Source organism: Sinorhizobium fredii NGR234, assembly GCF_000018545.1.
GTDB lineage: Bacteria > Pseudomonadota > Alphaproteobacteria > Rhizobiales > Rhizobiaceae > Sinorhizobium > Sinorhizobium fredii_A.
Window position 1 is genome coordinate 678,665 of sequence record NC_012587.1, and the last position, 19,967, is coordinate 698,631.

Sequence of the window (19,967 nt, forward strand, 5' to 3'; positions counted from 1 at the left end):
GCGACGGTCACGAGAGTGCCCAAGGGTCGAGCGCTTCAATCGGCCCACGGCGCAAGTGGTATTGGTGTGGGTTCTAGTCAAACGGGACGTCGCGTCACGGTGACGAATTCAGATGAATTTTTCTCACCTATTTCGACAAATAATGCGTTTGAAATGTTGCGCGGAAGGCAAGATGTTTCATCGTGCCGAGGGTCGCGATGGAGTTGCCCCGAGGCTGACATAGAGTAAAGAGCACTACATCCAAGTATTGTTGTCGTGGATTGGCTTCCGCGAGCGAGGGAGTATTGCCTGTTGACATCATGGGAGGAGAAATAGATGAGCGTGCCTGCTAATAAAGTTTCGCATCCTCAAAGTAGTTCTGTTCTGGCTGGACTGGAGCCTGCCATCTTCTTCGGTTTCTTCGAGGAGCTGAGCGCTATCCCGCGAGGTTCCTACAACGAGAAGCAGGTCAGCGATCACATCGCAGCCTTCGCTCGCGCCAGGGGCCTCGAAGTCTACCAGGACGATATCTGGAACCTTCTCATCAAAAAACCCGGCACGCCTGGTTTTGAAAACGCGCCGACCCTGATCCTCCACGGCCACACCGACATCGTCTGCGAGAGCGACGAGGGCGTCGAGCATGACTTCGTCAACGAGGGGATCAAGCTGCGCATCGACGGCGACTTCATCCACGGAACCGGAACGACCCTCGGTGCGGACAACACGGTCGGCGTCGCGCTCGCCATGTCGCTGCTTGCCTCCGATGACATCCCGCATCCGCCGCTCGAGGTCGTCCTGACGGTGCAGGAAGAGGTCGGGAAGGGCGGTGCCCAGCATTTCGATGGGTCCAAGCTGACTGGCAAGCGCCTGCTCGACATGAACTGGCACGATCCCAAATCGCTGTTCGCCGGATGCGCGGGGGACATTTCCGCCAAATTCCAGATTCCCCTCCAGTGGACCGACCGCGCGGCCGGACAGAAGGCGGCGCTGCTCCGCATTTCCGGACTCAGCAGCGGTCACTCTGAGTTTGACATCCACCTCGAGCGCGGCAACGCGATCATGCTTCTCGGCCGTCTGCTCCGCTTGGCGTTGAAAGAAACCGACATCGGCGTGATCAGTGTGAACGGCGGCGTGAACCGCTACGTCATTCCCGGCGAAGCCGAAGCTGTGATCTCTTTCGATCCGTCTCGGTTCGACGCGTTAAAGGCCGCCATCGAGAACGAAGGCAAGGCGATCGCCGCGGAGTACTCCCTAAGCGACCCGGGTCTGAAAGTCACGCTGACCGAAACCGACAGCGACGTCCGCTCGGTGTTCGCGCCCCCGGTCGCGAAGGCGATGGTCTCCGCTTTGAACCTTCTGCCGAACGGCGTGCAGAGCCGGAGTCTTGTCGTGGACAATCTGGTCGAGAGCTCGAACACCGTGGCGCTGATCTCTAACGATCAGGAACGCATCGAAATCGTGTCCACGGTGCCGAGCGCCGTCAGCTCACGTCGCTACAACATCGTCGACAAAATCCGCGAACTCGCCGACGTGGTCGGCAACGACGCCACCGTCGAGACTTTCGCAGATTGCCCGGAATGGCCCTACAATCCGAACTCGCGGATGCTGAATGCCGGCCGCGCCGCCTACCAAAAAGAATTCGGCGAACAGCCCCATGTGGAGGTCTCGCATTCGAGCCTTGAGCTGGGCCTTTTCCGCAAGAAGGTACCGGACATCGACATGCTGTCGATCGGACCGGAGGCCTTCGACGTCCACACCACGCGCGAGCGTTTGAACCACACCACCGTCGACTCCACTTGGCGTCTGCTCAAGGCGCTTCTTTCGGAACTCAGGACCTGAGGCCCTCCCGATGACAATACCTGCATACTTCGGCAACTTCCCGTTTCCGCCAGGGGATAAGAAACCGCACCACCTGACGGCGGACAAGTTCAAGATGTTCATCTATACGGGCAACAAGCCGTACTCGAGCGACTTGAACTACCTGCTGGCGAGCACGGACAAGATGACGACGGGCATCTATCAACTCGCCCCAGGCAGCAACTTCGATCCCGCCGACATCCACGCCGGAGACGAGGTTTACTACGTCCTCGAGGGCGAGGTGCATCTTCTCAATCCGGAGACGGGCCATACCGAACGAATGGGGCCTGGGGACTCGATCCTGATCCCCATGGGCGTCCCGCACCGCGGATACAATTTCACCGACAAGGCGGCCGTCATCCTGTTCTGCATCGCGCCGCGCATCTGGGACGAGAAGGGACCGCCGACTGGATATTTCGGCGCGACGCGTCTCTTCAAATCCGAAAGGAGGGTCTCGGAATGAGCCTGGAGAAACTCGGCAAGTACCCCGTCGTCGGCGCTGAGGCCCGTTCCAAGGGCGACCTGGTGAAGGTGGCGAAAGAAAACCGTTTGAACCTGATCTTCGGCCAGGACCACCCGGTTCTGATGGAGCTCTGCGTATCCAACGACTACATGCATGTCGGCGAGTTCGTCATTCCCGTGGGCGGTGTCGGTCCAAGGGCGAGCGAGCCCAACAGGCACGATGGCGACGCTGTCTTCTACGTGTTGAAAGGCCCGGCAACTTTTTATGTCGCGGACGGCGACGAGACGTTCCACATCCGGGACGGGGAGGCGTTCTTCCTGCCCGCGGGCGTCAGCTACCAGTGCCTGAACTACGGCTCCAGTCCCATCCGCATGGTCTTCACCATAGCGCCTGGCCTCTGAGCCTTCGATCAAACTTCGAAGAATTCCTCCTCGGGGCGATCCTGGGGACGGGAGGAGTGTGTCTTGCACAACAAGGGAGGACCTCGTGACGACTTTCAAACGACGTACATTGCTTTGCGCAGCGGTCGCGTTCGCCGCTTCTGTCGGCTTCCAGCCCGCATTCGCCGCCGAGCCTGACTACAACGCCGTGTTTCCCGGCATCCTGATGGACAAGGACATCAAGCCGACGGGGCAGGAGATGAAGCCGGTCAAGAAGGACAACCGTCCTCTCAAGCTCGGCTTCCTGCCCACCGCGATGGACACCTACTACCAGCGCGTTCTGGCCGGCGTGAAGGAGGAGATCGACAAGCGCGGCGGCGCAGAAGCGATCGAGCTCCTCGTCCAGGCACCGAGCAGCCAGTCTGCGACAGACGACCAGATCAGGGCCATGGAAGCCTGGATCAACGACGGCATCGACGCGATCGCGGTCGCTCTCTACAACGAAGGCGCTCTGTTGCCGTCGATCCGTCGCGCCACGGAAGCCGGCATTCCGGTGTTTCTGTTCAACTCCCCGTTCGCAGACAACCCGTACTACGTCAGCGACGTCGGCTACGACCAGTCGGACGGCGGCCGCGCGCAGGCCCAGTGGATCGTGGACACCTATGGCGACAAGGAGGTCAAAATCGGCATCCTCGAAGGCCTGCCAGGTCCGCACACCAGCCAGCGTATGAAGGGCTTCAACGAGATCATCTCGAAGCATCCGAACTTCAAGATCGTCGCTCAGCAGCCCGCTGGCTGGGTCCGCGCACAGGGTCTCTCAGTGACCGAGAACATGTTCACCGCCAACCCGGATATCGAAGTCCTCGTGGCGCTCTATGACGAGATGGCTCTCGGTGGGCTGCAGGCCCTCAAGGCCAAGGGTCTGAACGGGAAGGTCGCCATCGTCGGCTATGAGAACATGAAGGAAGCGAACGCCGCCATACTGACGGGCGACTTCTCCGCAACGGTCGACACCGGAGCCAAGGAAGAGGGGCGCAACATCGTGCGCGCCGTCGACGAATTCCTGATGAAGGGAAATCCCCTTCCGAAGAAGATTTTCGTCAGCCCCAAGGTCTACGACGCCACGAACATCAAGACGTTCGACCAGACCGACTACGACTACGTCCCCCAGCAGAAGATGTGAGGACGTTGCGGCCCTCTCCGGAGGTCCGCGCACCCGGAGGAGATTCAAATGGCCAACAATCCGCTTCTCGAAATGAAGGGCATAGGCAAGCGCTTCGGCAACATGGTCGCTCTGCAGGGAATCGACCTGGCGCTGAGCGGCGGCGAAGTCTTGGGCTTGGTCGGTGAAAACGGCGCGGGCAAATCCACGTTGATGAAAATTCTCGCGGGCGCTTATTCACGCGACGGCGGCACGATCGCCGTGCGGGGAAAGGAAGTCGAGCTCGACAGCCCGAAGGCCGGAGCCGACGCCGGCATCGCGATCATCTACCAGGAACTCAGCCTGTTCCCGGACTTCAACGCGGCCGAGAACATTTTCGCCGGACGCGAGTTGCGGCGCAGTGGCTTCTCGCTCGCCCCGCTGAGCCACGGGCAGATGCGCAGGGAAGCGCGCCGCCTTCTTTCCGAAGAGCTTGGCGTGGAGGTCGCGATCGACCGCCCGGTCCGGGAACTGAGCCTTTCCGACCGCCAGATGATCGAGATCGCCAAAGCGCTGAACAGCAACGCCGACATCATCATTATGGACGAGCCGACCGAGGCGCTCGAGGAGGTCGAACGCAAACAGCTTTTCGCCATCATCAACCGTCTGCAGGCTGCCGGAAAGGCCATCATCTACGTTTCGCACCGGATCAAGGAACTGCTCGGCATCTGCAGCCGCGTCATGGTGCTTCGCGACGGCCGCACGGCGGCCGACCTTCCGGTCGCCGACCTCGACGTCGACAAAGTCGTCGCCGCGATGATCGGCGGTGCCCTTTCCAAACAGTTTCCTCCCCGCGTCCCTCCGAGGTCCGATCCCTCGGTGGAAGTACGCGGCCTGTCGAGAGCGGGAGCTTTCGACGACATCTCCTTTTCGCTTGCGAAGGGAGAGATTTTTGGGATCGCCGGCCTGGAGGGCTCGGGCAAGAGCGCGCTTCTCCGAGCCCTCTTCGGCCAGCGGGCTTATGAACGCGGCACCGTGAAGGTCGAAGGCAAGGATGTCCAACTGACGGACATCACCGACGCCATCAGAGAGCGCTTCGCATTTCTGCCCGCCGAACGGAAGTTCGAGGGCATCTTCCCCGAGCATTCGGTTGGATGGAATCTATCGATCGGTAACTTGGGCGTCCTCGGGAAGATCACCTTGCGGCCCTCCAAGGAGAAGGAAGTCGCGGCGAGCTACATCTCGAAGCTCGGCGTGAAGTGCGAGGGGCCGCAGGCGGAGATCAGTTCTCTGAGCGGTGGCAACCAACAAAAGGTCATGCTGGCTCGTTGGCTGCTCACCCAACCCAAGGTGCTCCTGCTCGAGGAGCCGACGCGGGGCGTCGACGTCCGCGCCAAATCCGAGGTCTACGCCTTGGTTCAGGCCGCCGCCCAGGACGGGTGCACCGTCATCGTGGTGTCGGCCGACAATGCCGAGTTGCTCGGCCTTTGCCACCGCGTCGCGGTGATGTTCGAAGGCAAAATCACAACGGTGGTCGATGCCGCCACGTCCAAGGAAGAGACGTTGGCGCTCCATTCGGTGAGGCCTCCGGAAACCCTTCATCCAGTGGGAGGAATCAATGGCTGAAGTTGCAGTCACGCGTCCACGGCACGCCTTCAAGTTTGGCCTCGCCAGCGGCAATTCGGGTGTCTATATCGCATTCGTCGTGTTGCTCATCGCGCTGGGCTTCGCGGCCCCGCGGTTCTTCACGGTCGGGAACCTGACGGACGTGTTGAGGCAGGCGGTGCCGATCGCCGTCATCGCGTTCGGCGCGACGTTCGTCATCGGGATGCGCGGCATCGACCTGTCGGTCGGCTCCACGCTTGCGCTTACCGGACTCGTTACCGCGAACCTCCTGGTTCTCGGTTATCCGGTGCCCGTCGCCTGCCTGGCGGGTCTCGCTCTGGGCGCGTTCATAGGAGTCATCAACGGCCTTCTTATCACGAAGATCGGCATTACGGACTTCATAGCCACGATGGCCATAATGGTGGTCAGCCGCGGCGTCGTGATGGTCTACACGCAAGGCATACCGATCACTGGCGCATCCGATCCGGCGTTCCGAATGATCGGCCAGAGTTATTTGGCCGGGGTCCCGGTTCCGGTGGTCCTGACCGTCATCGTGTTCGCAGCCGCCTTCTATCTTCTCTACTACACCCGTTTCGGCCGCTTCGTGCTGTCCATCGGTAGCAATCCCGACGCCGCCCGTCTCGTCGGTATCCCCACCGACAAGGTCAAGATCGCGGTCTATGTGTTGGCCGGAGTGTTGTCCGCCTTTGCCGGGATCATGCTGACCTCGCGACTTGAGTCCGCGATGCCGGAAGCCGGGCAGGGCTATGAGCTGGACGTCATCGCCGCGGTGGTGATCGGTGGAACCGGACTGTCGGGCGGCAGGGCCACGCTGTTCGGAACCGTGGTAGGCGCGGTGCTTATGGCGGTAGTTCGCAACGGGCTCAATCTGCTCAATGTGAACACGTTCTGGCACCAGGTGGTCATCGGCACCATCATTCTTGTCGCCGTCGCCGCCGACCGCTTCAACCGCAGCCGCAAGATGTGAGGGGGCGACCGTGAAGCACTCAGCACTGCGCAAAGCCGTCCTGGACGCGAATTTCGAACTCTATGAGAGCGGCCTCGTGATCTCCACGTTCGGCAACGTCAGCGCCATCGATCGAGTGAACGGTGTCGTCGCGATCAAACCCAGCGGCGTCTCGTACAAGGCCATGGACACGGGCGACATCGTCATCACCGATCTGGACGGCCGCGTTGTAAACGGCGACTTGCGCCCTTCAAGCGACCTCGACACGCACATCGAGCTCTACAAGAGCTTCCCGACGATCGGCGCGGTAGTCCATACGCACTCGTTCTTCGCGACAGCTTGGGCGCAATCCGGTCAGCCGATCCCGGTGATGGGCACGACTCACGCCGACTACTTCAACGGAACCATCCCGGTGACGCGTCAGCTGACTGACAGCGAAATCCGGGACGATTACGTGCGAAACACAGGCATTGTGATCGCCGAGGCGCTCGGGAACCGCGATCCGCTGTCGATTCCTGCCGCTCTCGTCAACGACCATGGCCCCTTCTGCTGGGGCAAGGACGCGGCCGACGCGGTCCACAATGCCGAGATGCTCGAGGCGGTGGCCAAGATTGCGTTCCATTCGCGCCAGATCAGCTTGGAGAGCCCCGAGATTTCGGCGGCTCTGCTCGATCGGCACTTTCAACGAAAGCACGGCAGCGGGGCGACATACGGCCAGACCGGGCGATCAAAACAGGTATGACGATGTCGATAGTAGCTGGTGTTGATTTCGGAACTTTGAGCGTTCGGGTGACCTTAGCGGACACTCTGATCGGGCCGCTTGGCACGGCGATAGCCGAATACCCTCTTCGACGAACACGGTCCGACCCCGATCTGGCGACACAGGCGCACGCCGACCACATGGATGGCCTCGTGCTCGCCATGAAGCGGGCGATCAAGGACTGCGGCGTCGATCCAAAGGCCCTACGGGCCATCGCAGTGGATACGACAGGTTCTTCGGTGATTCCGGTCGACAGGAACCTCAATCCTTTGAGCGACTATTACCTCTGGTGCGACCACCGGGCGAAGTCTGAGGCGGAGGAGATCACCGCCATGGCGCACGAGACCCATCTCGAGGCTATCGAGTGGTGTGGCGGCACCTATTCCCACGAATGGGGTTTCGCCAAGCTCCTTCATTGGCTCCGGCACAATCCAAAGCTCCGGGGCCGCTTCGGCACCGCGCTCGAGCATTGCGACATGGTGGCGGCAGTGCTCACTGGGGTGACCGACAGCTCCGCGGTCGTCCGCAGCGTGTGCGCGATGGGGCACAAGTGGATGTGGAACCCCAAGTGGGGCGGTTTGCCCTCGCAAGCTTTCCTCTCGCGTGTCGATCCGCTCTTCGATGGCGTCAGGGAGAAAATCGGAGGCACGTACCAGACCTCCGCCAAGCTTGCTGGGGGTCTCAGCTCCGAGTGGGCCGCGAAGCTCGGCTTGCAGGAGGGCATCCCGGTCCCGGTGGGAGCCTTCGACGCGCACTGGGACGCAATCGGAGCGGGTTGCCGACTGGGCGATGTGGTCAACGTCATCGGCACGTCCACATGCATCATCGCGGTGAGCGAGCGCGTCAAGTTAATTCCAGGCGTCTGCGGCGTTGTGCCGGGGAGTGCGCATCCGGATCTCGTGGGGGTCGAGGCGGGTCTCTCGGCGACCGGCGACATTTTCGACGCGATCGCCCGCCGGGCCTCCACCACGGTATCGAAACTGTCCGAAGGCCTGGAGACGATCGAGGGCGGCAAGACAGGGCTGATGCGCTTCTCGTGGGACAACGGGGATCGAACCGTGCTGGTGCGTTCCGATCTCGGCGGCATGACCATTGGTTGGCACCTCGGCCACACCGCACAGGACGAACTCTATGCGGCGATCGAGGGAACGGCGTTTCACACGCGGATCATATTGGAGCGTATGGAACAGCATGGCGTCCCGGTGAACAGAGTGATCAATGGCGGCGGCGTTCCCCAGAAGAACCCCGTGCTCAATCAGATTTATGCGAACGTTCTGGGAAAGCCAATCTTAGTCCCTGACGGCCTTCCCACCGGCCTTGGGTCGGGCATCTTCGCTAGCCTCGCGTCGAAGGACCACGCCACCATAGAGGCCGCCCAAGCGGCGATGTGCGTGGGTTTCAAGAAATTCGACCCCAATCCGTCGACTCGTTCCCGGTATGAGCTGCTCTACCAGCTCTACAAGCAGGTCTACATGGGCTTCGGCACGTCGAGTCTGGGCGATTTCTCACAGGTTCTCGGAGACATCAAGCGTATCGCGGCCGGAGAGCCCGTACGATCCGACGTCGGCCACCGCGTGCCTCGGAAAGTCGCTTCGCTATGAACCGGCCGCGTTTCGACAAGGCCCGCTTTCAGGGATCGCAGGCGCCATGACGTCGATTCCGTCCATCCGGGCCATCCTGTCCTTCGTCGCGGCGGGGAGGAGGGGTTCTTTCCTGGAGGCCGCGGCCCAGCTGCAGCTGACGCCGTCGGCCGTCAGCCACCAGATCAGGCTGTTGGAAGAGGGCCTCGGAGAAAAGCTCTTTCACCGCATCGGGCGGAATGTCACCCTCACCGAGATCGGCGAACGGTATCACCGTGACTTGTCCGAAGCGCTGTCGTTGATCGAGCGCGCCACCGACGAAGTTTCCAGGCGAAACAGCGTCGACGTCCTGAGCGTCGGCTGCGCTCCGAGCCTCGCGTCGCTATGGCTGATGCCCCGACTTCCGCAATTCGAGTCGCTCCATCCCTCGCTTGAAATCCGGCTGATTTCCTCATCGGAGCCAACCAAACTGAGCGACGGTTCAGTGGACGTCGACATTTGCTACGGCAGCGTGCCCCGTCTCGGCTCCATTGCGACCGAGGAGTTTCCCCTCGAGACGATCGTGGTAGCGTGCGCTCCCGAGGTCGCGAACGGGGAGAGGCCGATACGGCGGCCTTCGGACCTCGTCGGCCATACGCTCATCAAGTCGGAGCAAACCCTCTATAGCTGGCGTCAATGGGCGAAGGATCACGGTCTCGAGATCGATCTGAACCGGGGATCGCGTTTCCGCGACGCGTTCATGTCGATCGCCACAGCGGTCGAAGGTCGCGGCGTCTGCTTGGAAAGCTATAGGTTGCTGCAGCGCGACGTCGAGAGGGGGAACCTCGTCCTTCCGTTCGGAATGACCGGACCCAATCTGCGTTGCCACACGCTCACTTATGTCAGATCGCGCCTGAGGTCGCAAAAGGTGAGCGCCTTCAAGCAGTGGCTTGAGAGCGCTTGGCTCGAGGACGCCGCGGCTCTCGAGATGGGCTCACGAGCTTCAGTGGGTGACCGTCACCAAGAGCATCCCTTCGGGCTTTGACATCCGAATCTCCGCCTATCGCCGCGCTCGCGGTCTAGCTGGCGGCTCTCAGGCCGCGCCGCGCTGTTTCATATGATGAGCTTGTGCGGCAGGATTTCGTTGCGCAGGGCCTTTCTACTCTCGAGCTGGTCCACAACCATCTGCATTCTGGTTGAATTCGCTCAATTACCGTTCCGGAGCGAAGCCATATGCAGATCGAAGCCATATTCAGATCGTCGGGAAAATCCACGGGGACGAGTGCTCCTGCGCAAGGGCCTTCGCCGGCTCCTCTCAACGAAGTTCTTGACAGCCGTGAGACTACCTGTTTGTCTGACAATGGTATGAGGTCATACCATCAAGCTCAAGAAGCCGAGGAGGGCGGAAGGAGCGCTAGAGGGAGGATTCTATGAGAATTGGATCGCTTATTTGCGGTGGCATTGCCGCGTTGATCGTCGCAATGACCACTTCGGCTCAGGCCGAGACGAGAACGCTACGCTTTCAATCGGCATACCCGGCATCCAGCACGATCTACATGTCGGCGGAGACGTGGGCGAAGCGCGTCGAAGAACTCTCGGGCGGCAGGCTGAAAATCGAATTCATGCCCGCGGGCACGATCGTCCCTGCATTCGAGGTGCTGGATGCGGTCAACAAAAACGTGATCGATGGCGGCCATTCCACTGTCGCTTATTGGGTCGGCAAACATAGGGCAGGAACACTCTTCGGCGACGCTGCCGGGGGGCCGTTCGGCATGGACATCCTCGACTACGTCGGCTGGCTTTACGAGGGAGGCGGTATTGAGCTTTACCGCGACTACTATCGCGTAGAGCTGAAGACCAACATCGAAGTAATCCCGTCCGTCACGAGCGCAAATCAGGCGCTGGGATGGTTTGCACGCCCGGTTGAGAGTTGGGCGGACCTTAAAGGCCGCAAATGCCGCCAGACTGGCGTGACAGCTGAAGTTTTCGCCTCCTCGGGTATGTCTACGGTGAACATGCCCGGCGGCGAGATCGTCCCGGCAGGTGAGCGAGGTGTCATTGAATGCGCTGAATTCGTCGGCCCGGCAGAAGATATGGGCATCGGGTTCCAGACGATCTGGAAACATTTCTATCCAATGTCGACACACAATCCCGCGACGATCGTCGATTTCCTTGTGAACGGTGACGTCTGGAACTCGCTGGCTCCGGATCTCCAGGCCATCATGCAGGCTGCCGCAAGCGAAGCGACCCTGAGGTCGCATATCCGGAAAGGCAAGCTCGACGCCGATGCGCTTGACAAGATGCGCAACGAAGACGGCGTGACCGTTCACCGTACCCCCGACGACATTCTACGGAACATTCTCGCCTCTTGGGACGAAATCGCGAAGAAGGAAAGCGAGTCCAACGCCTTCTTCAAGAAGGTATATGACTCCCAACGCGACTACGCGTCGAAAGTCGTTCCCGCAAAGCGGCTAATCCAGGCTCCCTACAATCTCGGTGCGGACCATTACTGGCCCGAAGCTAAGTAGGATTTACAAGGCGCGGCTAAGCCGCGCCTTCTTCTCGATTGCCCGGAGATAGTTCGTGAGCAAACCTGCACCCCCATTCTCGCCCGCCGCACTCCGGGCGATCAAGATCATCGATGGCTTCACCGAGAAGTTCGTACTTCTGGTCGCTGTCCTCACTATCCCGTTGGTTCTATCCAACACAGTGGAAGTCGTCTCGCGCTATCTATTTTCGTCTCCGACGATCTGGGCAGCTGACGCGACGGTGATGTCATATGGCGCGATATTCATGCTCGGGTCATCATACGCCCTGCTGAAGGGCGCACATGTGAGAACCGACATATTCTGGGAAAGCTTCAGCGATAGAAAGAAAGGCGCGATCGACGCCGTCTGCTATGTCGCCCTGTTTCTTCCGGTGATGGCCATCATCTTCTATATGTCGCTGGACGACTTCCTCTACTCATACGAAATCAACGAGAAATCCACCCTGAGTCTATGGATGCCAGTTATCTGGCCGCTGCGAGGCGTCATCCCACTGACCGCGGTTCTTCTCTTTTTCCAGGGAATTTCGGAACTGCTCAAGTCACTGTTCGCAGTGACCACCGGGCGGGCGTTCGAGACTCACGAAAAGATCGAGATCTGAAAGGTCAACACAATGAGTTTCAACGACATTCTCAGCGTCGCCATGCTGGGTGGCATGCTCGCTTTCATTTTCGTCGGCTTTCCGATCGCGTTCACGCTTCTCTTTATCGCACTTGTCTTCGGCTCGATCGGGATCGGTGTGAACATAACCTTCAGCCTCGCCTATCTACAGATTTTCGGGACGATGAAGGACGACATTCTCCCGGCGGTCCCACTCTTCATATTCATGGGTTACATGACCGAGCAGGCGGGCCTGATGAACCGATTGTTCGGCTCCATGCGGCAAATCATGGCTCCCTTGAGCGGTTCCCTATTTCTTGCCGTGCTTCTCACGGCGACGATCTTCGCGATGGCCACGGGTATCGTGGGAGCCGCGGTGACCGTCCTCGGCATCATGGCCGGGCCGATGATGATAAAGGCGGGCTACGATGCGAAGTTGTCAGCGGGTGCCATCGCAGCCGGTGGCACGCTCGGGATCCTCATTCCGCCGAGCGTGATGCTCGTTGTAATGGGACCGACTCTCGGAGTGCCCGTGAACCAGCTGTACGGAGCCGCGATGGCACCCGGCTTCATGCTGGCTGTTTGCTATGCGACCTACTGCGTCGCACGAAGCTATATAAATCCCCGCGTTGGTCCGATTCTACCAATCGAGGAGCGGGTAGGTAGCGCGATCGAGATCACGCGCGAGTTTGTTGTCGGCGTTCTACCGCTGTGCCTGCTTATCGTCGCAACTCTCGGCTCCATTCTGTCCGGATTGGCCACCCCTACGGAGGCCGCGTCTTGCGGAGCGGTGGGGGCAACAATCTTGGCACTCGCTTACCGCAAGCTTAGTTTTTGGACGCTGAAGAATGCCGCAGTGGCCACGGTAGTTACCTCGAGCATGGTTCTCCTCCTCGCGGTAGCGTCGAATGTATTCGGCGCTGTTTTCACTCAACAAGGTGGAGCGGCGATCATCACGGACGTCGTCACGAGCATTCCTGTCTCGGACATGTGGAAGCTCGTCATCATTATGGTCATCATATTCGCTCTTGGTTGGCCCTTTGAGTGGCCCGCCATTGTTCTGGTGTTTCTCCCGATCTTCACGCCGATCGTCCTCCAGCTCGACTTGGGAATGACCAAGCCGGAACTCCTGCTTTGGTTCGGTGTACTTGTCGCGGTTAATCTACAGACCGCATATTTGAGTCCGCCCGTGGCGATGTCGGCATATTTCTTGAGGAACGTCGTCCCCCAGTGGAGCTTGAAATTGATCTACAGTGGGATGGGGCAGTTCATGGTGATCCAGATTGTGTTCTTAATCGCCCTGCTGATGTGGCCGTCACTAGTGCTTTGGCTTCCGTCCGTCCTTAAGTAAACCCAGCGAGCCTACTATTGCTCCACCCCGCCTTGGTCAGCGGCGGGGTGAGAGGTCGCGAAAGCGGAGTTCGCTACCTAAGCGCGTTGGAAGAAACAGAATCTTTGGCGCGCGGCCGATCGATCAATTCGGCGCGTCTTTGACGTGAAAGTCAGCTTCTAAGTGGCAGGTCAGCGAGGCCGTATTGGTTTCATGCCCAGGGGAGACGGTAGCTGCCAGCCAGGATGAGCTTGTGGAGCTGTGAAAGTTTCATGCAATTCATCCAGGGCTGCTTCATCAGTTCCCCACCCGGGAAGGATCTAGGTTGCGAGCTTGGTTAGATGGAGCCTCAAATGCGTCGAGGAAATCTTGCAGGTAAAGAAGACTACGTCGTCGTCGAGTGCACCGATCCGGCTGAACTCTCATCAATCCTTTCCGGCTCTGAAACGAAAGTTACTGTGAAGCCCACTGCAAGATCTGGAATCCAATTCAGGTGTGAGTACGCGGCCGCTGAGCTCTTAGGTCTGGCCCTCTGTCGCTACCAAGGAAGTGCTGTTTTCGAGCACGAGAGTGCAAATGAAAAATATCTGATTTTCCTCCCACGATATGGTTTCGCCGCAATCAATGTAAACGGCGCAAGGGTTCTGACCTCGCCGAGGCAAGGCGCAATAGTCGCCTGCCAGCAGGCCAAGAGCCTCACCTTGTCCGGCCCAATGGAGCATCTCGTCGTAGTGGTCGACCGGGCGACGCTCTCCAGCCGTTTGATGGACATGCTGGAGGTGCCGGTGTCGGGAGGATTTGATTTCTTTCCGGAGATCGACTTAACGGCTGGACCTGGTTTGATAATTGCCCAAACGGCCGCCGCGCTCCACTCTGGGCTGGCCGCAAGCGCGGCGTTGCGCAACGCGCCGGTCGCTCGTACCAGCTTCGCCAACGCCCTGGTTGAACTGCTGCTGGAGAGCTTGCCACACCGTCATACATCGGAACTAAATCGGCGGACGTCGCCCATGCCTCGTCACGTCAAGCGGGCGGTTGAGTTTATGAGAGCGAACCTTTCGAAACCCTTGACCATTCAAGAGATCGCGCTGGCATCGGGATCCGGAATACGAAGCCTTCAAGATGGCTTTCGACGTTTCAAACAAACAACTCCGAGTTCTTATCTGCAGTATTTGAGGCTTGACGCCGTTCACCAAGAACTCTTGCAGGCTAAGTCCTCGCAAACGGTATGCGACATCGCTCGTAAATGGGGTTTCTCTCATTCCGGCCGCTTCGCCGCTGACTACCGAAAGCGTTTCGGGCAAGCACCTTCACAGACTTTGCAGTCGTCAAGTTTTCGCATCCGACCACCGGGTTAGATCTGAGGTCTGCGGTAGGACCGCGTAGGACAATGGGAAGCGCCGCCGAAACGTAGCGCCCCGTCCCATTTTGGCGGAGGTATCCGCGACAAGCATACAGCGGAAGGAGCGAGGCGTGCCACCGACTGGTGCAGAAGCACCGTCATGCGCGGGAGGAAATAGCCGATGCAGCCGTCTCTCGAGTCAGCGGCGCGGCCCTGCTGCGGGGGACACGTTAAATGTCGACGGTAGGTTTTGCTGCCGGGCTGCTGTCCCCCTTTCAGGCAAGGCGCGAAAACGAAAAATGGGTACCGGTTCGCCAACTCTGCCGCGTTTGTTTGATCGTCTATGCGACTTCCGGTTCCAGTATCTTTCCCGATGGTATAACGTAATACCATCAGTGCCACTCCGGCTGACGTGAAAGATTGGAAGGGATGAGAGTGTTGGACGAGCCGAAGAAGACTCAGACGCGCCTCGAACTGGCCTTGGACTACATCACCGGGGAGATTGCCCGGGGCAATCTGAAGGCCGGCGACAAGCTTCCAAACGAGAAGGAGCTGGCCGAGCAGCTAGGCATAAGCCGTACCCCCATTCGCGAGGCGATGAAGACCCTTTCGGTGGCGGGACTCATAGACATACGGCATGGACACGGAAGCTATGTGCGAGAAGGGCCGGGCTTGCCCTCCATGCCGCTCACCCTGTTTCAGCTCTACCTTCAGGATTCCACCCCTGAAATGCTGATGGAGCTTCGGGATATCTTCGATCGCAATTGCACCGAAATCGCAGCACAACGACGAACGGAAAGGGATCTGGCAAAGATGCGGGAATGCATCGATCGCCTGAAGGCGCTAACGCAACAGCCCGGCGCCTCCCTGGACGACATGTTGAAAGCTGACCTCGATTTTCACCGTGCTGTCTACGAGGCCAGCGGCAACATACTGATCGTCACCATTGCCGAGTTCGTTCTGAACATGGTCGCGCCTTGGGTGAAGAAATCGCTGGATGTAAGCGGGCGCGTCCGCGCCGTCGAGCTGCACGAACAGATGTATGGCTCGATACGCGATCGTACGGTCGGCCAGAAAAACCGAGTGAGCGTCGAAGCAAACATGCAGCACTTCAAGCAATCGTTGGACACGGCAACTTCTAAAGCGGGATAAGAATACGCTTATATGTAAGCCCTTCTAAGGCAACCAAGGAGTGGCGGCGAATGGTGAAGTCCAAGGCGGCGGTTCATTCGCCGCTGCAAAGGGCGATCTTTTCACACGAGTCCGTCCGCGCGCTCACGAGTGGCGGGGCCGAGAAGGGGGCCAGGTAAGAAAGATGTCAGCGAAGCGAAAACTGATCATTGAAGCGCGCTTGAACGAGTACATGTCGCGCTCCGCGAACCCGAACGTGCCTTTCACAGCGGAAGAGATTGCATTGGAAGCCGCGAAAGCGCGGGAGGCCGGCGCGAGCATCGTTCATTTTCATGCGAGAGGCGCGGAGGGTGCGCCGGCCCACGGCGCAGAAGATTATGCGAAAGCGATCACGGCGATCCGAGATGCGTGTGATTGCCTGGTCTACCCGACGCTCGGCCAGATCACGAAGGACGGTCGGGAAAGCCGCCTTGCTCATCTCGAGGTGCTTGCCAAGGATCCGGCCACGCGCCCCGACATCGCTCCCATCGACACCGGGAGTACGAATATCGACCGTTTTGATCCAGAAGCCCGCAAATTCCTTTCCGATACGATGACCTATCGAAACGACGTCGCAACCTTGAAGCTGTTTGCCAAGAGGCTGCCAGAGCTCGGCGTCAAGCCGCAATTTGTGAGCTGGACGGTGGCCTTTACGCGAACCTTCGAGGCTCTCAGAGAGATGGGCCTCGTCGTTGATCCTGCGTACTTGATGTTCGAGCTGACCGACCAGGGCATCCTTGGAGGCCATCCTGGGACCGTCAAGGGATTGCTTGCTCACCTCGATTTCCTACCGGCGCAACCGCTCGAATGGAGCGTCTGCAACAAGATCGGCAACATCACCGCCCCGGCAGCGGCGGCTATAGAAATGGGCGGGCACGTCTCCGTCGGCCTCGGCGACTATGGCTGGCCGGAGCTGGGCACCCCCAACAACGGCGATGTTGTCCGCCACATCGCAAATCTCGCACGGGCCATGGGCCGCGAAATTGCCGCCCCGGATGAGGCGCGGGAGATGCTTGGATTGCGGTAATGCGGCCGGCAACCGCCGTTCGCGGCTGCAGGTGTCGCTCGCAGTCGGTGCCGCGCACAAACCTGCCAAAGGCCCCCAGGCCAAGCAGATCACGAATTCAGTGAAACGCGCCCACTCTCATTCTTTATCGAGCGATTGCATGAAGTGCTGCATGTTGGCGTCGACGCTCATGCGGTTCTGCGGGCCTATCTCTTGCTTGAGAATGGCATCGTAGATCTGTTCATGGAGATCGACCGCTCTCACACGGCCGCTGACATCAAGCGATTTTCGGACCCATGGGGCGACCATGTTCAAGACGAACTCGGCTACCGTCATAATGAGTTTATTTCCTGTGGCCTCATAGATCGCTCGATGAAAATCGAGATCAGCCTTCAACATGTCGTCCAGTGACGCGTCGGGCTGCTCCGTGAGCGCCTTCAGCCTGTCGATGCATTCACGCATCCTCGCGAGATCTTCGTCGGTGCGGCGCTGCGCGGCGAGTTCTGAGCAATTGCGGTCGAAGATGTCCCGCAGTTCCATCAGCATTTCGGGCGTCGAATCCTGAAGATACAACTGGAAAAGATTGAGGGGCAGCGCGGGAGCGCCCTTTTCCTCGCGAACATAGCTTCCGTGGCCGTGCCGAATATCGATCAAGCCTGCGACGGCGAGCGTCTTCATCGCTTCCCGAATGGGGGTACGACTAATTCCCAGCTGCTCGGCCAGGTCCTTTTCGTTCGGAAGTTTGTCGCCGGCTCTTAGATTGCCTTGGGCGATCTCCTTGGTAATGTAATCCAACGCGAACTCAACCCGCGTCTGCGGTTTCTTCTGACTGTTCAACACACAGTTTTCCTTTCAGCATCCAATCTGCACCCCCGCAGAGTCGGGGTGGTCGTGAGACCTTATACCACCCCGGCCGGATACTCGTAAAACAAATGTCACACGGCAGAAGAAGACCAGCGCCAAAACGCCCTGGCCAGCTTTGCGAATGTCACCTTTCGTCGCCGAGCTTTTTGGATGTCTTGGGATCAAACGGGAACAACAGTCCTGCGGCCAGGAAGCCGCCATCGACATTCAAAGTATGGCCCGTGATGTAGCGCGCTTCCTCGCTAGCGAGAAATACAGCGGCATCGGCAATCTCCTCCGGCTCGCCATAGCGACGCTGTGGAACCAGACGGTGGTAGGCTTCCCTGGTCTCGATGGTGTGCATAGTACGCGAAACTTCCGTCAGAATCGGTCCGGGAGCGATTGCGTTCACATTGATGCCGTGGTCGGCCAGTTCAACGGCCATGACCTTGTTGAGCAGCTCAACGCCGGCCTTTGACGCGCCGTAAGCGGACCGACCGACGCCACCCTTTTGTCCAGACAGCGAAGCGATATTCACGATCGAACCGCTCTTGTGTTCAGCCATAGTCCGCGCGACCGCCTGGGACACCAAGAACGTGCCCGTGAGATTGATGCGAACGACCCGCTCAAACTCTTCCCTCGAACTTTCCAAAAACAGGGTTGTCGCGCCAATTCCAGCATTATTCACCAAGATGTCGATCTTGCCGAAGCGCGCGAGCGCTTGATCGACCAGACCGCTCACGTCTTCATCGACGGAGATGTCCGCACGGACGGCCAGCGCCGCGGAACCGATTTCCTCCGCAGTGAGCTTGGCCGCTTCTTCGTCGCGGTCGCAGACCACGACTTGAGCCCCTTCGCGGGCAAAAGCAACGGCGATGGCTCTGCCGATGCCACGGGCGGCGCCCGTTACAATGGCTGTTTTCCCGTTCAAACGCATAGTTGACCTCCCAAACGGTTCCAGTTGAGTTAAAGGTATGAGGTATGATCTTGACCATGTTATGATCCTTCCTTATTACTGCTGTCAAGTGGTTGTGGATGCGCGTTCATGCGGCGCGCCGCCAGGGAGGTAGCGAAATGGAAGGGAAGAGGCCACTCGTTGGCTTTTACGGTGACGATTTCACCGGTTCGTCGGAAAACCTTGCGCAGTTTCACCGCAACGGCCTGAGAACCAGGCTTTATCTGCGGGTTCCATCGCAGGAGACGCTGGCGGAAGCAACTCGCGACCTGGATGTCGTGGGATTTGCGGGAACGGCGCGAGCACTGGATAACTCGCAGATCACAGCCGAAGTATTTCCGGCCTTCAAAGCGCTCGGAGCGTTAGGCTGCACGTTCCTGCAGTACAAGATCTGCTCGACCTTCGATTCCGCCCCGCAGGTCGGCAACTTCGGGTTCGCCGCGGAACAGCTCGCGGGGGGCGGAGGCGAATACGACCTGGTTGTCTTGGCTGCAACGCCCGACTTCGGCCGCTACACGGCGTTTGGCAACCACTATGCGAAATTCGGTTCCGAGATCGTGCGACTGGATCGGCATCCGAGCATGTCGAACCATCCACGTACTCCGATGAAGGAATCTGATCTCCGGCGGCACCTGGCCGACCTGTGCTCCCTCGATTTCACCAACATATTCCTGCCGGAGATCCGGGACGAAGCGACACTGTCGAAACGCCTCGAAAATTTGCTTGCCAACAGGAAGGGCGTTGTTTTCGACGGCGTGGACAATCGCGATCTCGACAATATTGCCAGCGCGCTTTGGGAGCATCACAAAAAACGGCCGGTTTTCGCGATAGCGGCCCAGGGTCTTGCTCAGGCACTCGGCAAGCAACTGGCGAAACACAAGAATCCGCTCGATCTTCTCGACGTAGGAACGACCATCGCACCCGCGTCCAACCTGCTGGTGCTGTCGGGCAGCTGCGCCATTCAGACGGGCCGCCAGATCGACGCTGCGGTTCAGGCGGGCTGGGCGGCGCTTGAGCTCAATCCGCTCGAGCTTACCGACGGTCGGGCGGTCGCACGCAAAATCGAACTCGTCAAACCGCAGATCATGGCCCACCTCGCCAATGAGCGGCCGACGATCGTCTACACCGCACGGGGTCACGCAATGGACCGCGACAGGTTCGAGGACATTCCGCCCCAGCTCATTGGCGAAGCCTATGCCAATCTCATGGTCGCGGCCAGAAGGGAGACGGATGTCCAGCGGGTGGTCCTAGCCGGGGGCGATAGTTCGAGCTACGCGGTCCGGCAGAGCGCGGCGGAGTCGCTGACGATCAAGGTCTTCGATCGGGTTCAGCACGGTCATCTTTGCGAGCTGATGGGCGGGGGATTGGACGGGCTCGAAGTTCTCCTCAAAGGAGGTCAGGTCGGCGACGACGACTATTTCATGCGCGTGCTTCACGGCACCGAGAAGCAGCACGTGGAGGCTTAGG

18 protein-coding genes are annotated in these 19,967 nt (G+C 59.5%); 16 read left to right on the plus strand and 2 right to left on the minus strand.

The features are described from left to right. The first annotated feature begins 315 nt into the window (after positions 1–315). The 15 genes from NGR_RS14450 to NGR_RS14520 all read left to right on the plus strand — a co-directional run bounded on the left by NGR_RS14450 (position 316) and on the right by NGR_RS14520 (position 16,723). Positions 316–1,818 carry an aminoacyl-histidine dipeptidase gene (locus NGR_RS14450; RefSeq protein ID WP_012707202.1) on the plus strand — a complete coding sequence of 501 codons (1,503 nt, stop codon included), beginning with the start codon at positions 316–318 and terminating at the stop codon, positions 1,816–1,818. A gap of 10 nt (positions 1,819–1,828) precedes the next feature. Beyond that, positions 1,829–2,299, plus strand: a complete 471-nt coding sequence (locus NGR_RS14455; RefSeq protein ID WP_012707203.1) for a cupin domain-containing protein — start codon at positions 1,829–1,831, stop codon at positions 2,297–2,299. Next, complete coding sequence (locus tag NGR_RS14460; protein ID WP_012707204.1) at positions 2,296–2,700, plus strand: cupin domain-containing protein; 405 nt, start codon at positions 2,296–2,298, stop codon at positions 2,698–2,700. Before NGR_RS14455 ends, NGR_RS14460 begins: the two co-directional genes overlap by 4 nt. Before the next feature lie 85 nt (positions 2,701–2,785). Beyond that, positions 2,786–3,862 carry a sugar ABC transporter substrate-binding protein gene (locus tag NGR_RS14465; RefSeq protein ID WP_164924207.1) on the plus strand — a complete coding sequence of 359 codons (1,077 nt, stop codon included), beginning with the start codon at positions 2,786–2,788 and terminating at the stop codon, positions 3,860–3,862. A 48-nt stretch (positions 3,863–3,910) separates the two neighbouring features. Continuing rightward, complete coding sequence (locus NGR_RS14470; RefSeq protein ID WP_012707206.1) at positions 3,911–5,446, plus strand: sugar ABC transporter ATP-binding protein; 1,536 nt, start codon at positions 3,911–3,913, stop codon at positions 5,444–5,446. After that, the gene (locus NGR_RS14475) at positions 5,439–6,413 is read left to right on the plus strand and encodes an ABC transporter permease (RefSeq protein WP_012707207.1); all 975 of its coding nucleotides are present in this window, start codon (positions 5,439–5,441) and stop codon (positions 6,411–6,413) included. The genes NGR_RS14470 and NGR_RS14475 overlap by 8 nt, the downstream gene beginning before the upstream one ends. 10 nt (positions 6,414–6,423) lie before the next feature. After that, positions 6,424–7,134, plus strand: a complete 711-nt coding sequence (araD, locus tag NGR_RS14480) for an L-ribulose-5-phosphate 4-epimerase AraD (protein WP_012707208.1) — start codon at positions 6,424–6,426, stop codon at positions 7,132–7,134. 2 nt (positions 7,135–7,136) lie between these two features. Beyond that, positions 7,137–8,753: a ribulokinase gene (locus NGR_RS14485; RefSeq protein WP_012707209.1), complete on the plus strand. Its 1,617-nt coding sequence runs from the start codon at positions 7,137–7,139 to the stop codon at positions 8,751–8,753. Between the two features lie 46 nt (positions 8,754–8,799). Beyond that, a complete protein-coding gene (locus NGR_RS14490) occupies positions 8,800–9,756 on the plus strand; it encodes a LysR substrate-binding domain-containing protein (RefSeq protein ID WP_012707210.1) in 957 nt (318 codons plus the stop codon). 385 nt (positions 9,757–10,141) lie between these two features. Then, complete coding sequence (locus NGR_RS14495; protein ID WP_012707212.1) at positions 10,142–11,239, plus strand: TRAP transporter substrate-binding protein; 1,098 nt, start codon at positions 10,142–10,144, stop codon at positions 11,237–11,239. A 55-nt stretch (positions 11,240–11,294) separates the two neighbouring features. Next, the gene (locus tag NGR_RS14500) at positions 11,295–11,858 is read left to right on the plus strand and encodes a TRAP transporter small permease subunit (protein ID WP_012707213.1); all 564 of its coding nucleotides are present in this window, start codon (positions 11,295–11,297) and stop codon (positions 11,856–11,858) included. Positions 11,859–11,870: 12 nt separating this feature from the next. After that, entirely contained in the window at positions 11,871–13,208 is a 1,338-nt protein-coding gene (locus NGR_RS14505) for a TRAP transporter large permease (RefSeq protein WP_012707214.1), read from the plus strand. Positions 13,209–13,540: 332 nt separating this feature from the next. Next, positions 13,541–14,542 carry a helix-turn-helix domain-containing protein gene (locus NGR_RS14510; protein ID WP_012707215.1) on the plus strand — a complete coding sequence of 334 codons (1,002 nt, stop codon included), beginning with the start codon at positions 13,541–13,543 and terminating at the stop codon, positions 14,540–14,542. 413 nt (positions 14,543–14,955) lie between these two features. Further along, on the plus strand, positions 14,956–15,678 hold the full coding sequence (locus tag NGR_RS14515) for a FadR/GntR family transcriptional regulator (protein ID WP_164924208.1): 723 nt from the start codon (positions 14,956–14,958) through the stop codon (positions 15,676–15,678). A 40-nt stretch (positions 15,679–15,718) separates the two neighbouring features. Then, positions 15,719–16,723, plus strand: a complete 1,005-nt coding sequence (locus NGR_RS14520) for a 3-keto-5-aminohexanoate cleavage protein (protein WP_202800178.1) — start codon at positions 15,719–15,721, stop codon at positions 16,721–16,723. A 117-nt stretch (positions 16,724–16,840) separates the two neighbouring features. On the opposite strand, the gene NGR_RS14525 is transcribed toward NGR_RS14520, so the two are convergent. Continuing rightward, a complete protein-coding gene (locus NGR_RS14525; protein ID WP_012707218.1) occupies positions 16,841–17,542 on the minus strand; it encodes a FadR/GntR family transcriptional regulator in 702 nt (233 codons plus the stop codon). A gap of 148 nt (positions 17,543–17,690) precedes the next feature. Next, positions 17,691–18,482 carry an SDR family NAD(P)-dependent oxidoreductase gene (locus NGR_RS14530; protein WP_012707219.1) on the minus strand — a complete coding sequence of 264 codons (792 nt, stop codon included), beginning with the start codon at positions 18,480–18,482 and terminating at the stop codon, positions 17,691–17,693. A gap of 137 nt (positions 18,483–18,619) precedes the next feature. Here NGR_RS14530 and NGR_RS14535 point away from each other — a divergent pair, with 137 nt between their 5' ends. Continuing rightward, the gene (locus NGR_RS14535) at positions 18,620–19,966 is read left to right on the plus strand and encodes a four-carbon acid sugar kinase family protein (RefSeq protein WP_012707220.1); all 1,347 of its coding nucleotides are present in this window, start codon (positions 18,620–18,622) and stop codon (positions 19,964–19,966) included. The last annotated feature ends 1 nt before the right edge of the window (position 19,967 follow it).